At 37.1% G+C, this 15397-nt stretch carries 16 protein-coding genes; 10 read left to right on the top strand and 6 right to left on the bottom strand.

The features are described from left to right. Nucleotides 1–2: 2 nt before the first annotated feature. Together glpK and FI644_RS19300 are read left to right on the top strand one after the other, a co-directional pair. Nucleotides 3–1493: a glycerol kinase GlpK gene (glpK, locus tag FI644_RS19295; RefSeq protein WP_053476605.1), complete on the top strand. Its 1491-nt coding sequence runs from the start codon at nt 3–5 to the stop codon at nt 1491–1493. Nucleotides 1494–1723: 230 nt separating this feature from the next. Next, complete coding sequence (locus FI644_RS19300) at nt 1724–3388, top strand: glycerol-3-phosphate dehydrogenase/oxidase (protein WP_053476604.1); 1665 nt, start codon at nt 1724–1726, stop codon at nt 3386–3388. Between the two features lie 180 nt (nt 3389–3568). On the opposite strand, the gene FI644_RS19305 is transcribed toward FI644_RS19300, so the two are convergent. The 3 genes from FI644_RS19305 to FI644_RS19315 form a co-directional block, all read right to left on the bottom strand. Continuing rightward, nucleotides 3569–4363 carry a nucleotidyltransferase domain-containing protein gene (locus FI644_RS19305; RefSeq protein WP_053476603.1) on the bottom strand — a complete coding sequence of 265 codons (795 nt, stop codon included), beginning with the start codon at nt 4361–4363 and terminating at the stop codon, nt 3569–3571. Nucleotides 4364–4459: 96 nt separating this feature from the next. Further along, a complete protein-coding gene (locus FI644_RS19310; RefSeq protein WP_053476602.1) occupies nt 4460–4720 on the bottom strand; it encodes a DUF3006 family protein in 261 nt (86 codons plus the stop codon). Between the two features lie 2 nt (nt 4721–4722). Beyond that, entirely contained in the window at nt 4723–5928 is a 1206-nt protein-coding gene (locus tag FI644_RS19315; protein ID WP_053476601.1) for an MBL fold metallo-hydrolase, read from the bottom strand. Nucleotides 5929–6741: 813 nt separating this feature from the next. Here FI644_RS19315 and FI644_RS19320 point away from each other — a divergent pair. The 4 genes from FI644_RS19320 (at nt 6742) to FI644_RS19335 (ending at nt 9585) form a co-directional block, all read left to right on the top strand. After that, nucleotides 6742–6942: a cold-shock protein gene (locus FI644_RS19320; RefSeq protein ID WP_053476600.1), complete on the top strand. Its 201-nt coding sequence runs from the start codon at nt 6742–6744 to the stop codon at nt 6940–6942. A 327-nt stretch (nt 6943–7269) separates the two neighbouring features. Then, a complete protein-coding gene (gene cshA / locus FI644_RS19325) occupies nt 7270–8724 on the top strand; it encodes a degradosome RNA helicase CshA (protein ID WP_053476598.1) in 1455 nt (484 codons plus the stop codon). A gap of 123 nt (nt 8725–8847) precedes the next feature. Then, the gene (locus FI644_RS19330; RefSeq protein WP_053476597.1) at nt 8848–9048 is read left to right on the top strand and encodes a cold-shock protein; all 201 of its coding nucleotides are present in this window, start codon (nt 8848–8850) and stop codon (nt 9046–9048) included. Nucleotides 9049–9177: 129 nt separating this feature from the next. Next, nucleotides 9178–9585, top strand: a complete 408-nt coding sequence (locus FI644_RS19335; RefSeq protein ID WP_053476596.1) for a hypothetical protein — start codon at nt 9178–9180, stop codon at nt 9583–9585. 46 nt (nt 9586–9631) lie between these two features. Here the strand turns inward: FI644_RS19335 and FI644_RS19340 are convergent, their stop codons facing one another. Beyond that, nucleotides 9632–9919, bottom strand: coding sequence for a DUF6509 family protein (locus FI644_RS19340; protein ID WP_053476595.1), 288 nt, complete (start codon nt 9917–9919; stop codon nt 9632–9634). A gap of 587 nt (nt 9920–10506) precedes the next feature. On the opposite strand from FI644_RS19340, the gene FI644_RS19345 reads away from it, so the two are divergent. After that, entirely contained in the window at nt 10507–10719 is a 213-nt protein-coding gene (locus FI644_RS19345) for a cold-shock protein (protein ID WP_053476594.1), read from the top strand. 69 nt (nt 10720–10788) lie between these two features. On the opposite strand, the gene FI644_RS19350 is transcribed toward FI644_RS19345, so the two are convergent. After that, a complete protein-coding gene (locus FI644_RS19350; RefSeq protein ID WP_053476593.1) occupies nt 10789–10968 on the bottom strand; it encodes an H-type small acid-soluble spore protein in 180 nt (59 codons plus the stop codon). 148 nt (nt 10969–11116) lie between these two features. Between FI644_RS19350 and FI644_RS19355 the strand changes: the two genes are divergently transcribed. After that, nucleotides 11117–12463 (top strand): amino acid permease, encoded by a 1347-nt coding sequence (locus FI644_RS19355; RefSeq protein WP_053476592.1) that lies wholly within the window; start codon nt 11117–11119, stop codon nt 12461–12463. A gap of 41 nt (nt 12464–12504) precedes the next feature. Here FI644_RS19355 and FI644_RS19360 read toward each other — a convergent pair whose 3' ends face one another. Beyond that, entirely contained in the window at nt 12505–13134 is a 630-nt protein-coding gene (locus FI644_RS19360) for a LysE family transporter (protein ID WP_053476591.1), read from the bottom strand. Between the two features lie 186 nt (nt 13135–13320). Here FI644_RS19360 and FI644_RS19365 point away from each other — a divergent pair, with 186 nt between their 5' ends. Beyond that, nucleotides 13321–13995 (top strand): response regulator transcription factor, encoded by a 675-nt coding sequence (locus tag FI644_RS19365; RefSeq protein ID WP_053476590.1) that lies wholly within the window; start codon nt 13321–13323, stop codon nt 13993–13995. After that, entirely contained in the window at nt 13992–15368 is a 1377-nt protein-coding gene (locus tag FI644_RS19370) for a sensor histidine kinase (protein ID WP_142108734.1), read from the top strand. The genes FI644_RS19365 and FI644_RS19370 overlap by 4 nt, the downstream gene beginning before the upstream one ends. Nucleotides 15369–15397 lie beyond the last annotated feature (29 nt).

A 15397-nucleotide genomic window follows, 5' to 3' on the forward strand; every position in this document is an offset into this window, starting at 1 on the left:
AAATGGAAAAATTTATATTATCACTGGATCAAGGGACAACGAGTTCAAGAGCGATTCTTTTTAATAATGATGGGGAGATTACGCATTCAGCTCAGAGGGAGTTCACGCAATATTTTCCAAAGCCCGGCTGGGTAGAGCATAATGCTAATGAGATCTGGGGTTCTATTCTTTCTGTTATTGCTGAAGTGCTTTCAGAATCAGGGGTCAAACCAGAGCAAATTGCGGGGATCGGGATTACAAACCAGCGCGAAACAACGGTTGTATGGGATAAAGAAACAGGGAAGCCAATCTACAACGCGATTGTTTGGCAATCAAGACAAACAAGTGATATATGTGAAGAATTGAAAGCGGCAGGATATAATGATACTTTCAGAGAAAAAACAGGCTTATTGATTGACGCTTATTTTTCTGGGACAAAGGTGAAGTGGATCTTAGATCATGTGGATGGGGCAAGAGAAAAAGCAGAGCAAGGGAAGTTATTGTTTGGTACAATCGATACTTGGCTCATTTGGAAGCTTTCCGGTGGTAAAGCCCATGTGACTGATTATTCAAATGCTTCACGAACATTAATGTTTAACATATATGAGTTAAAATGGGATGAAGAGTTGTTGAAAATTCTAGGTGTTCCAGCTTCCATGCTTCCTGAAGTACGGCCATCTTCAGAAATCTATGGGCATACAGTTGATTATCATTTCTTCGGCAAAGAAATTCCAATTGCAGGTGCGGCAGGAGATCAGCAGGCAGCCCTTTTCGGACAAGCATGCTTTGAAGAAGGAATGGCAAAAAATACTTATGGTACAGGCTGCTTCATGCTGATGAATACAGGTGAAAAGGCAGTGCGATCTGAAAATGGCTTACTAACTACGATTGCTTGGGGATTAAATGGGAAAGTGGAATATGCCTTAGAAGGTAGTATTTTTGTCGCTGGATCTGCCATTCAATGGCTGCGAGATGGAATGAGAATGCTTCATAATGCCAAAGACAGTGAGGGCTATGCGAAAAAGGTAGATTCAACGGATGGTGTTTATGTTGTTCCTGCTTTTGTTGGGCTCGGAACTCCTTACTGGGATAGTGAAGTAAGAGGGGCAGTATTTGGTTTAACAAGAGGTACATCTAAGGAGCATTTTATCCGTGCTACGTTAGAATCGCTTGCCTACCAAACGAAAGATGTACTGTCCGCTATGGAAGCAGATTCAGGAATTGAATTAAAGACTTTGCGTGTCGATGGCGGGGCAGTAAAAAATGACTTTCTCATGGAGTTTCAAAGTGATATCTTGAATGTGCCAGTTGAAAGACCGACAATTAACGAAACGACGGCTCTAGGCGCTGCCTATTTAGCAGGACTTGCAGTAGGCTATTGGAAAAATGAAGATGAGATTTCGAATCAATGGGCAATTGACAAATCCTTTGAACCAAGCATGGAAGAGGAAAGCCGCAAAAACTTATATAACGGCTGGAAGAAAGCTGTGAAGGCAGCGATGGCATTTAAATAAATGTTTTCAATGATTATAAAGTATGATATAATGAAGATAAGTTAATAGCTCGGCAGGAGAACCGGAGAGACCACAAAGTCATTATCGCTAGTCGATAATGTATTTTGTGGTCTCTTTTTTGTGTTCTTCTCCAGTGCCAAACCATGACCGCATGTGCATTTATTGTTGCGGGCTGTCATTAAAGGGAATAACTTATACTAATTACCTTTTAATAAAGGGAGGACAAAGAAATGAATTTCTCAAATCATAATCGAAGTGATATTATAAATAAACTTAAAAATGAAACGTTTGATGTGTTAGTGATTGGCGGGGGGATTACAGGTGCTGGGATCGCATTAGATGCATCAACTAGAGGGATGAATGTTGCGCTTGTAGAGATGCAGGATTTTGCAGCGGGAACGTCTAGCCGATCAACAAAGTTAGTTCATGGTGGACTTCGTTATTTAAAGCAATTTGAAGTGCAGATGGTTGCAGAGGTGGGAAAAGAACGTGCGATTGTTTATGAAAATGGTCCTCATGTAACAACTCCTGAGTGGATGCTGCTGCCAATGCATAAAGGGGGCACATTTGGTAAGTTTAGTACTTCTATTGGCTTAAGAGTATACGACTTTCTTGCAGGGGTTAAAAAGGCAGAACGCAGAACGATGCTTAATGTGCAGGAAACAATCAATAAAGAGCCTTTAGTTAAGAGAAATGGACTAAAGGGCGGTGGCTATTATGTGGAATACCGTACAGATGATGCCCGTTTAACAATCGAAGTGATGAAGGCTGCAGCGGATAAAGGTGCGATACCGTTAAATTATACGAAGGTTGACCAGTTGCTATATGAAAATGGAAAAGTAGTTGGTGTCCTTGTAGTTGATCAGCTTACTGGAGAAAAATATGAAATTAAAGCAGCGAAGATTGTCAATGCAGCTGGTCCATGGGTTGACACGATTCGTGAAAAGGATGGCTCGAAAAAAGGGAAGACATTAAAGCTGACAAAAGGGGTTCACTTAGTGATAGATCAATCTCGTTTCCCTTTAAAACAAGCTGTATATTTTGATACACCAGATAAAAGAATGGTCTTTGCCATTCCGAGAGAAGGTAAAGCATATGTAGGGACTACGGATACCTTTTATGGGGACGATCCAGTAAGCCCGCACATGACTTCTGAGGACCGTACGTATATTATTCAAGCAATTAATTATATGTTCCCAGAGGTGAAAATGACGGAGGCAGATGTTGAATCAAGCTGGGCAGGTGTTCGTCCGCTTATATGGGAAGAAGGAAAAGATCCTTCTGAAATATCTCGTAAGGATGAAATATGGGAGTCTGAAACGGGCCTGATCACTATTGCTGGAGGGAAATTAACTGGCTATCGAAAAATGGCGGAAACGATTGTTGATGTTCTTGCAAAGAAATTCACTGAAGAACAAAATAGAAATTTCCCAAGCTGTCAAACCAAGCATTTGCCAATCTCTGGTGGGGGAGTTGGCGGCTCAAGTAAATTTAAGGATTTTATTGCTGGACAAATTGAAACAGGCGTTGCTGCCGGCTTAACGAAAGAGGATGCGGCACATCTTGCGGCTATGTATGGTTCAAACGTTTCAGCTTTATTTAAAATGGTAGAAGATCAAGGCAAAAAAGAGGCTGAAAACTATCAATTGCCAGTAAAATTATGGGTTAAATTAAAATATGCTCTTGAAAATGAAATGGCAGCAACACCAATCGACTTTTTCAACCGCAGAACAGGTGCCATCTTGTTTGATATTGAAACGGTAAAAACCTACCAAGAGCAAGTAATTAATTATATGGCAGACTACTTTGAATGGAATCAGGATGTAAGATCAAAATTTGAAGCGGGGTTACACCAAGCACTAAAAGATGCTACAATTCCATCTGATTTGCAATAATATTTTTTGAGGGAAATGAATATTTAAGAAGAGTGAACCAGACCCAATCGTTTTCGATTAGGTCTGGTTTTTGTTGAAGAAATAATGACTGTAAACGTTGAAAAAGTGCAATGGCTGTAACCAAGTGGTACATATAGTGAACAGAAACAGCCCTCTACATCTTAGATTTTCTAAATCTGCTTAACCCCATACTTCCTCTAAAGTTTCTCTGAAAATCTCATTCAAATATTGAGTTGGATCTGTAATGTGTACGTTCAAACTCCTAGCATAATCCTCTAAATGGTTGATTTCTTTGTCTAAAAAAAGATTAATTAGATCAATTCTCGGTTCCAAATCCAACTCATCACCAGACATTTTTCTTTTCAATAAAATATCGATTTCGTTCCTAAGCGCGCCCGAAGGCAATAGATCCTCAACTAAGCTCTGAAACTCAATAGGTGGAAGAGTATTTTTCTTTTCGATCCATTTTGCTGCTAAGATTGGCCTAAGCACATAAAAATATTTTTTTATTTTTACATGTTCACCTTGTAGATACTCTCGATAATTGCCTTTTGCCATATTGAGGTAATGATATGTACAGGATGCTGGTGAAAACACCTTCTCTGCTAAGGTTTTTAATTTTTCCTTTGTTGAGAATGCCTCATAATAGTCGATGTTTGAATGTAACCATTCCAAAAGTGGCGGATTTGACTTTCTAAACAGTCTCAAGGCTTTCGTTAACTCCCAGCCACTTACATCTAAGAGTTCATCAATTGGAATGGAAATCGGGTCATTTTTGGGTATTTCAATCACATCTCGACCACGGTCAATGGAAAGATACCAATTTTTTTGATGAATATAAATAAACCGAACATCATAATCACTGTCCTTAGAAGGGAAGCCCCATGCACGACTGCCAGATTCACAGGCATAGAGTATTTTTATTTTGTGATCAATCTCTATTTGTTTTAATACTTCCTGAATATGTTTTTCCAACATTCATCCTCCATTTTTATAGACCTCTTTAATTATTTTCTCCAATAATTATAAACCTGCACCAAAATGAAGGAGAGGCAGGTATTATAACTCTACTTATTGTTTATATTTACTCCCTTTACTTTTTAGACGAATCTTTTCCATTAAGTCATTCGTATTCTGTTTTTCAGAAAAGGAGGTTTGATTGCTGTGCTGAATAGAAATTAGGTCTCTATCTTTAATCGTTAAATCAAACCACATACCTGGTTTGCTTCCAAATGGTAACTTCGCTTGTTTAATAACAAATTGTTCGTTTATTTCTTCGACAAGAATAACGGCAAGTTGTTGATCTTCTATTCGATCGAAATAACCTTTCATCTTCATCCTCCCACACAGGCTATGCCCTCTGATTGAATCTCTTTTATTCTTGCAGGACCAATTCCTTTTATTCTTGATAAATCTTCAACAGATTCGTAAGGTCTTAGTTTGATTAAGTCATCGGCTCGCTCAGGTCCAATATGAATAATTTTTTCTACTTGTTCTTGTGATGCATGGTTTATATCAATACAGCTATTATTTGGTTGTTTTTGTTTTATTACAGGAGGCTGTTCATCAGGACTTTTCATAGTCTCTGTTTTTTTTTGAGCAGATGGGATAATTTTACCGTCATGCTCCGCTTTTATTGAATATGAACTGCCATCAGTTGTAACAATAATCGTCCCATGCACATTTGTCCCGTATAAATCGATGCCAGATTTCTGAATTAAGCTAACGACTTCTTGATGCGGATGCCCATAGGAGTTATCAACTCCTGCACTATATATTGCTGCTTGCGGTTTCACAGCCTGTAAAAATTCCTTGCTAGTTGAGGTAGAAGATCCATGATGCCCAAGCTGTAAAATATCAGCTTCTACATTTATTCCACTAGCAATCATTTCTAATTCGTTTTCTGCTGCAGCATCTCCTGTGAAGACAAAGCGGACATCTCCATAGGTTAGTTTTAATGATATGGATTCCTCATTTGTTTTTCCAGTTAGCTCTTTTGGATATAGCACATCTATTTTCAATGGCCCAACTTCATAATGATCACCCATTCTAGGCTCTTCATACTCAGCTCCAGTTTCATCAATTGCTTCTAAAACCCTTTGGAAGGTCTGAGAACTACTTGGATTACCAGAAAGCCATACTTCACCAACGGTAAATTGAGTAATTACCTTATCTAATTGACCAATATGGTCGGCATCAGGGTGTGTCCCGATCGCGATATCAATATCTGTAATATTTTGCGAGTGTAAGTATTGTATGACATCATTCGCATTAAAATCCCCAGCATCAATGAGGATGGCGTGGTTTTTGCCACCATCGGTAAATTGAAGGAAGGTTGAATCCGCTTGTCCTACATTTATATAATGGACGGTCAATTCATTTTCCAGTTTGTTTTGTCCAACTTCTTCTGAAATCGTTTTTGTTGCTTGTGAATGTTCTTCTAGTCCCTTGTCATTAATGAATGTGGGATTTGTTGCACATCCTCCTAATATAATGAATACTAGGAAAAAAATAAGGAATTTGCGAATATTTATTAACATAACTTTCCCCCTCATTCTTATATTAACACAAGGATTAGATAGGGAAGGGTGCATCAATTCAGGCAAATAATTGGAAAATGTAATATTTATTTATTAAAGGTTGACATCAATTGCTATTTTTGTTATATTAATTATCGATGTATTTGGGATGTAGAGGTATGTCGTGAGTTCAGACAAAATGTCACAGTTGGAGACGTCTCATTTTGTAGAGAATACGACTTTTTATTTTTTATCGATAAGTTAAATTATGCTCTTTTTGATTAAAGTTGCGCAATAGGTTTGGAATTAAGAATAATTTTGTGGACAACAGATTATGTTGAATTTCTTCTTAAATCATCCTCTGACAAACAGAGAGGACCTCGCTTTTTACACTTCAGTTTTTACACATAACTTGAAAATCACGAGAGAGTGAACATTTCCCTTATAATTTTTGTAATACCTGATTCCCGCTGGCACGGCCTAGGAGCCGTAAGGATGGAAGAGAGGAAGGGCTTTCATTGTTTTAGGTTTAAGAATTTGCGAAACGTCTTTGCGAACATTACTTTGACGCTTACGCTAGACTAGAAAATGAAATCTCGAATATATCGAATGGAATGACTCGATGTCATGAAATAAAAAAGGTTTGACAAATGAGGGGTATGCCCTTATGATTAGGGTAACGCTAAAGTTCGTTATATATTTTATGGATAAGTGGTCGTAGCTGCAATGAAATGTAGGCGATTTTTATTCCCCCATTTCATTGTACTACGACTTTATTATGTTTAAGTTTATATAATAAAGACTTATAGTGAACACATTTTTGGAGGTAATCTCATGAACACAGGTAAAGTAAAATGGTTTAACGCAGAAAAAGGTTTCGGATTCATCGAATCTTCAGAAGGTCAAGATGTATTCGTACATTTCTCAGCTATCCAATCTGAAGGCTTCAAAACTTTAGAAGAAGGTCAAGCTGTAACTTTCGAAATCGTTGAAGGTAACCGTGGACCACAAGCTGCTAACGTAGAAAAAGCATAATCATTGAAAAATGAGGTGATGCATGTCAGTCATGCATCACTTTTTTACGTTTAAAAAATATGATGCTTACACATTTGTTCGAGTTCTCCACTTTGTATTCTTCATTTATTCCTCAAAAGAGAATCCAATCACTGTTTGCTTTTTCGGAATTGTAATTTCACTTTTTCCTCGGGAGCGATTTGGAAAAAAGGCTCTAATGAATGTTGTTTAAATGGAAAAATAAATAAAGCACATGTAAAAAAGATGCAAACTGGAAAACCTATTAACGTAACTATTGATTTTAGAAAAAACCTTGAAATAGATAAGAAATAAGGAGGAACAACTACTTTGACAACTTTTTCAGATTTTGGTCTTAGTAATGAATTAGAAAAAGCATTATCGAATATGGGATTTGAGGAGCCAACTCCGATTCAGGCACAGGCGATTCCAATTGGCCTGCAAGGGAAAGATATGATTGGACAGGCACAAACAGGAACAGGGAAAACAACTGCATTTGGTGTTCCGTTGTTAGAGCAAGTTAGCAAAGAAGAAGGCGTTCAAGGACTGGTACTTGCGCCAACGCGTGAACTTGCAGTCCAGGTTGCGGAAGAATTAAATCGTATTGGCCAAGTAAAGGGAATTAAAACCTTGCCAATTTATGGTGGGCAGGATATTAACCGTCAAATTCGCGGATTGAAAAATAGACCGCAAATTATTGCTGCAACACCTGGAAGATTAATTGACCATATTGAAAGAAAAACAATTCGTCTTGCCGACTTAAAAATGGTTGTTTTAGATGAAGCGGATGAAATGCTCAATATGGGCTTTATTGAGGATATTGAAAGAATTCTTGGTGAGATTAAAGGGGAACGCCAAACAATGCTTTTCTCTGCAACCATGCCAAAAAGAATTCAATCACTTGCAGAAAAATTCATGCAAGAACCTGAATTAGTAAAAATCAAAGCAAAAGAAATGACTGTAACAAATATTGAACAGCATTATATGGAAGTACATGAAAAACAAAAATTTGATGTGCTTTGCAGCCTCTTAGATATTCAATCACCTGAGCTTGCGATTGTATTTGGCCGGACAAAAAGACGTGTAGATGAAGTGGTTGAAGGCTTAATCAAGCGCGGATACTCGGCAGAAGGAATTCATGGTGATATTCCGCAATCAAAGCGTGATCAAGTGATCCGCCGTTTTAAAGAGCAAACAATTGATATTATGGTCGCAACGGATGTAGCAGCAAGGGGTCTAGACATTAGCGGGGTTTCTCATGTATACAATTTTGATATTCCTCAGGATCCTGAAAGTTATGTCCACCGGATTGGAAGAACTGGACGTGCTGGAAAGAAAGGGCTTGCAGTTACATTTGTATCACCAAGAGAAATTGATCATTTGAAAATTATCGAAAATGTAACAAAAAGCAAGATGGCGAAAATGCCAGTTCCATCTATTAAGGATGTGCTAATTGGAAATCAGCAGGCAACGATTAATCGCTTAATGACAGTAATTGAAAATAATGATCATGCGGATTATAAGAGGATTGCTGAGTCATTGCTTGATGATACAGATTCTGTTTCATTACTAGCAGCTGCGTTAAAATTGTTAACGAAAGATCCTGATGTCACTCCGGTTAAATTAACGGCTGTTGAACCAATTCGCGTAAGAAAGCCTAGAGGCGATCGTGGCGGAGATAGAAAACGTTATAATGACCGTGGCAGAGATCGTGGAAGAACTGCTGGCGGTGGCGGCGGCAGAGACAGAAGAGATAGAAGCAGAAATAGAACAAGAAGCAAATAAAACTTCTGTTTTCTATTCATTTTCATCTATTTAAATGGATAAGATCCGAAATAAATAGCTATACTAATTGATGCAGGATAACTATCGTGTTCTGTTAGCGTTAATATTTAGGAGGATTTGAAAATGGCAACAGGTAAAGTAAAATGGTTTAATTCGGAAAAAGGCTTTGGATTCATTGAAGTTGAAGGTGGAGAAGATGTATTTGTACACTTTTCCGCGATACAAAGTGAAGGCTTTAAAACACTTGATGAAGGCCAAGAGGTTCATTTTGACATAGAAGAAGGCCAACGTGGCCCTCAAGCTGTTAATGTAACGAAAGCATAAACCTTAAACCATAAACAAAAAAGAGCCCGCTTAGGGTTCTTTTTTATTTGGATTCATCTATGAGATGTAGGTAATAATATGAATGCTTCAATATTTGTGTTAGATTAGTAAAGAAAAGGGGGAAAGACCATGAAAGAATTTACAGTTCAATTTCATAAAGAAGATCAAGTGGATGCAATGAAGGTGCAAAAGTTAAGTGAAGAGGATTTTGAAAGGCTAACCGAAGGCGGGACAAGACATTTATTTGAGTTAGATACGAATATCGGATTTTTTATTTACTTTGATGCAGTTGATGCGAATGGGAACGAATCTTATATGGTTCTTCAATATGAAGAAGAAAATGAAGACCCAAGTGCTTGCTATGCATTTGAACTGAAAGATTTCTACCAATTTGCGGCTTTGCATTTAAATGATCTTGAGTTTAATGAGGAGTATGAGGATGAAGAGGAAGATGCTGAGGAAGCGTATAGTCCGATTCATCATCTAGCACACCTTATGTACCACATTGCAGAAGATGGAAAGAATATCGAAGTTTAAATGAGGAATTTTCAAGATGAAAAAAGAGCAGGAAATCCTGCTCTTTTTATTCTTCTGCATCTGACAGATGTTCATAGCAAAATTTTGTAACGATTTGTTCTTCTTCCTCATCAAGTGCAAATTCTAATATTTTTTCGGAAGCAAGAAAATGATAGTTCAATATTCGACAATCTTCGTCATTCTTATAAAAAAGCACTCGAAGCTGTATACCATTTTCTGAAAACAATTCATCTTCTTCATCTACTTCGATATCTAAAAAGAATTCAAAACGCTCTCCTATCAAAATGCCAGTTGGATCATTTAATTGTTCAACGGAGTAGCCTGTGATCTTCATAGGTTTCACCCTTCCTTTTAAAGCGTAAACAGAACTTAACTAAAACATTATACACCTTTCCCATAAGGATAGGATAGTATTACATATAATTTGAAAAAGGTTTTCACTTTTTGATATATTATTGTGGCATGGAGGAATATTTGTCCTATTTGCACAATATAATAAAGTATCTGAAATAAGATTTTGACGATGTAGGGAATTTATGTTATACTAATAAATGAACTGAACATTGAAAATAAGTTGCCCATAATTCACTTGTTATTTAGAGTTGATATTTTTATGTCCCTTTATTTAACAAGTGTTTTTATTTTTTTTGCGAATAAAAGTCAAGGTTTTGTCCAGCTACAGCGCCTACCCTGACGTACAGGACGTACTAGTGTCGATAAAGCGGCAAGACAAGGAAAGCATTGTCAGCGATACATCGCACGACTAAATGTGAAGCTTATAGATGGACGTCGCGGCATTGTCGGCCTTGAGATCAAAAGCTAATCAACCCAAAATGGTAAAGAACACCATTCCGGGAGGCTTGTCTCCTGCTTGTCGCGGGTGAAAAGGCGCTTGCGCATTTCTAATAGGAGGTGCCTAATATGGCAATGGGTTTTGGGAGAAAAAACACTGAAGAAGTAAAATTGGAAGAAGTAAAGGTGTGGGAATGTACTTCAGAGAAGTGCAATTGCTGGATAAGAGACAATTTTAAAAGCAGCCAGACACCAGCATGTCCAATCTGCAAGAGTGAGATGAGAGAAACAACGAAAGAATTGCAGGTTGTCAATAATAATAGCATTTATGCGAATAGCTGATATACAAAAAGTTAAGAAATAGAAATTACAATGCCACCCACATTTAATAAAAGGGGTGGCATTTACTTTTTATCCTTCTTTTAATTCTGTAATATCAACTTCAGATCGTTCCTCAAGTGGTCCCCGTAAATGTACGGTAGCTGTTTTTCCATCTTCATTTAACTGGTCAATCCAGACGGAAGCACCATTATATGTTACTTCTATTTCTGCAGACGAAGATAGGATTTGTTTGACTCGTCTTATATCCACTGATATCACTCCTCATCAATTATCATTATATTTTTTGTTAGATCCCACGTTTTATACGTAAAAAACATTTCTTCGCCATTTAGCAAATATGGCACATAAACTTATGTCCTTCGTTCAATAATAATTTGGATTGAATGGAGGGAAAATGATGGAGATACCAGTGCGTTCTGGCGGACAAGGAGATAAGAAAAACGACAAAAAATTATCATGGTGGCAGCTTTCATTAATAGGGGTTGGCTGCATTATCGGGACAGGTTATTTTCTCGGATCAGGTATTGGAATTAAAATGACAGGTCCTTCGATTTTGATCTCCTTTATTCTCGCTGGTTTAGGTACTTATATTGTCGCTGATGCCCTTGGGAAGATGTCTGCACAGGATCCACAAGAGGGATCATTTCGCTCTTATGCAAAAAAGGCTTATGGTCCTTGGGCGGGTTTTAGCAGCGGGTGGGTATATTGGTTTTCAGAAATGCTTATTACTGGAAGCCAGTTAACAGCTCTTTCAATTCTTTCGCGGTTCTGGTTTTCAAATGTTCCTCTGTGGATTTTTGCTTCAGGGTATGCCGTTCTAGGTATAATCGTAGTCATTATTGGAACAAAGGGATTTGAACGTGCACAAAATGTGTTTGCAGTTATCAAGATTGCTGCCATTTTGATGTTTATTATTTTAGCAATTTCTGTTTTATTTGGTTTGTTCGGTGGAAGCAGTAGGGATTTTACGATTCCAAATGAAATGAATGAATTTATGCCAAAAGGTGTAAAAGGTTTATGGTCTTCACTCATCTATGGGTTTTACGCATTTGGCGGAATAGAAATTATGGGCATAATGGCACCGAGATTAAAAAATAAAGAAGATGCACGAAAATCTGGAACGATTATGTTAATGATCTTAATGACTATCTATTTAATCTCCCTTGCGTTGGCAACTGGGCTAGTAGCAGTGAATAAATTTAATACGAAAGAAAGTCCATTTGTCATTGCTCTAGATAAATATAATTTAGACTTTTTTCCTCATGTCTTTAATGGCGGGATAATTATTGCTGGATTTTCAACGATGGCAGCATCTTTATTTGCTGTGACAAGCATGCTTGTCACATTATCAGAGGACGGGGATGCACCGAAAATCTTTTCGAAAAAAGGAAAGTTGAAGGTACCGCCTCTTGCATTAAGTTTAACAATCTGCGGGCTTATTACATCGATTGTTCTTTCGCTCGTTATGCCAGATAGTATTTATGAATATATTACGACTGCCGCAGGATTAATGCTTCTATATAATTGGTTCTTTATTCTTGTTTCATTTCCAAGACTAATTAAGGCAACCGGGTTCGATCACTTTAAAAGGTTTGCCGGGATGGCCCTTATTTTAACAGCGGTTAGTGGGACATTATTACACAAGTCAAGCAGACCAGGTTTTTTCGTCAGTATATTAATTGTCGGTCTCGTTCTAATTGTCCTTACTATTATGCATTTTATAAAAAAAAAGAAAGCAAGCTAAAAAGTGAAGAACTCCACTTTTTCGAAAATGGAGTTCTTTATCTAGATAGGAAATATTAGAATTAGAGCTTGATATCCAAAGTAAAAGCCAAATCCAATCAAAGACAGTCCAGATAACATGGAAATCGCTGTAAGAACCTTCATGGATAAAAATCTCCTGAAACTGCTGGAAACACCTGCCATCGTGATATCCCACAGCAATAATCCGATAATGATAGCGAGACTGTAGATGGCTACTTGTGTTTGGTTATACTTAGTAGCTGTTTCTGCCAGAACTGAACCATAGATGCCGAGCCAGAAAAGGATAGTTAGCGGGTTTGATATCGACATGAAAAATCCTGAGAAAAAAGACTTTATGGCTGATTCCTCGTTATTCCTAGTACTAGAAACGATTTTGCCTGCACTGATTAAACTTTCTATCCCTGTGTAAACGAGAACAAAAAAGCCAAATGACCACAGGAATGCCTTCATAAATGGGATTTCTAGAAAGTGAACGATACCAAGAAAAACGGCCAACATATAAATAATGTCTGCAATCATAGCGCCTAGGCCAACTAGCCAAGCGTGGAAAAATCCGCTTTTAATCCCCTTATCCAATTGTGCTGCATTCACTGGTCCGATAGGTGCGGCGAGGGATAGTCCAAGAAAGATATAGCCAATAAAAATACTCATAAGTACCTCTCCTTATATTGCTGTTTCGTTCTTACCTATTTTATTCATAGTGGAAGGCTTGTACGACAATAATTTCTACCATAGCAGCTAATAATGAAGCGTAGTTGCATTGAAGAGTGAATTCCTAATGGAGTAAAGTGAATATTTTCTTTAAAATAGAAGAGATGATTAGAAGAGGGTGAGAAAATGCAATCGGTGCTAGTAACTGATGATGATCAGCATGTGCGTTATTTAGTGAAGGAGCTTTTAATGAGAGAAGGATTTAAGGTTATTGAGGCTAGCAATGGGGAAGAGGCTTTAGAATTACTCCAGCAGCATGCATGTGTTATAGCCGTTGTCGATATTATGATGCCTTATATGGATGGTTACACTTTAACAGAAGAAATAAGAAGAATTTATGATATTCCTATTGTTTTACTGACTGCAAAAAGTCAAATTGAAGATAAGGAAAAAGGATATTCATCTGGTACAGACGATTATTTAGTTAAACCGTTTGAACCAAAAGAACTCTTATTTAGAGTGAATGCTTTACTAAGAAGATACGGAAAAGCAGGTGAATCAAATATAAAAATCGGTTCCATCCTTATTAATAAAAAAAGCTATGAGATTGATTGGAACGGCAAAACATTCATTCTGCCATTAAAGGAGTTTGAACTTTTGTATTATTTAGCATCACGTCCAAATCAAGTGTTTAGCAGGGGCCAATTGATTGAACAAGTGTGGGGAATGGATTATGTGGGGGACGAAAGGACAGTCGATGTACATATTAAACGTTTAAGAGAGCGTTTTTCGAAAGCATTCGATGATTTTTCAATAAAAACGATAAGAGGCATTGGCTATTCTCTTGAGGTTCATAAATGAAGTCACTTTACTCAAAATTTGCTGTCACAACGATTTTAATTATGTTTTTTAGTGGAATTCTTTCATTTTTGTTTACTAATATGTATTATCAAAACCAATTAAAAAAGCAAAATGACCTCAAAATGGTAAAAATAGCAGCTGAAATTTCAGGCTTTCTTCATTCACATGAACAGATAAATTTGAATGAATACCTAGAACATCTTGGATCAATTGGCTATCAGTTGTACCTAACCGATGGTCAAGGAATGAACGAGTTTTATGGTGCAGAATTCAGAGAACGTGAACTATCGAAAAATGCTGTAAACAAAGTGTTAAATGGCAAAACCTATCATGGGATCATTCATTTCCCACATAAAACTTTTGTGACTGGTTTTTTTGCAAATGAATTAAAAAATACAGTAGGAGTCCCGATAGAATATGAAAATAAAACCTATGGGCTCTTTCTCCGTCCTGATATTAAACTATTATTTAACGAAATGCATTTTATGTTTGGCTGGCTTGTAGCTGGTATGATACTAATTAGCATGATTTTCGTATTAATTAGTACAAAATTTCTAGTGAATCCAATCAGTAAACTGAACAAAGCTACAAAATTAATAGCAGAAGGGGATTTTGGGATTCAGCTTTCTATTCATCAGAAAGATGAAATTGGTGCCCTTGCAGCAAGCTTTAAAAAGATGGCAAGCAAGCTTGAAAATGTAAATGAAATGCGTAAAGAATTTATTTCAAATATTTCACATGATATTCAATCTCCTTTATCAAATATAAAGGGATATATAAAGCTATTGAAATCAAGGAAATTAGATAATGAGGAGAAGCATTATCTCGAAGTAGTCGAATCTGAAGTAACTCGTTTATCCAATTTGACAAAGCAGCTTTTATTATTATCCTCCATCGATAGTAAAAAGGATTTAATGGATGTAAAGCGTTTTGATGTAAGTGAGCAAATCAAAACCGTCATTAGGCAGTTCCAATGGAATTTAAGTGAGAAAGAAGTAATGATGAGTTATACTTTGCCGGAAACCTATGTCTCTGGCGACCCATCTTTGCTTTACTCAGTCTGGGAAAATTTATTAACGAATGCAATAAAATATAATGTCGACAATGGAGAGATTGACATTTCTCTCACGGAAAGCGATTCGTGCTTTGTGATTACATTTAAGGATACTGGTATTGGAATGGATGAAGGAGAGGTAAAGCGCATTTATGATCGGTTTTATAGGGTTGATTCTTCAAGAACGCGTGCTGTTGAAGGAACTGGACTGGGCTTAGCCATTGTTTATTCAATCATTGAGATGCACCACGGTGAAATAAAAGTAGAGAGTAAAAAAGAAAGAGGGACTGCGTTTACTATTTATTTACCGAAAAGTTAAGGGAAAACAAAAAGAATTGTAATGTTACA

The organism is Cytobacillus solani, from assembly GCF_006704205.1.
Taxonomy (GTDB): domain Bacteria; phylum Bacillota; class Bacilli; order Bacillales; family Cytobacillaceae; genus Cytobacillus; species Cytobacillus solani.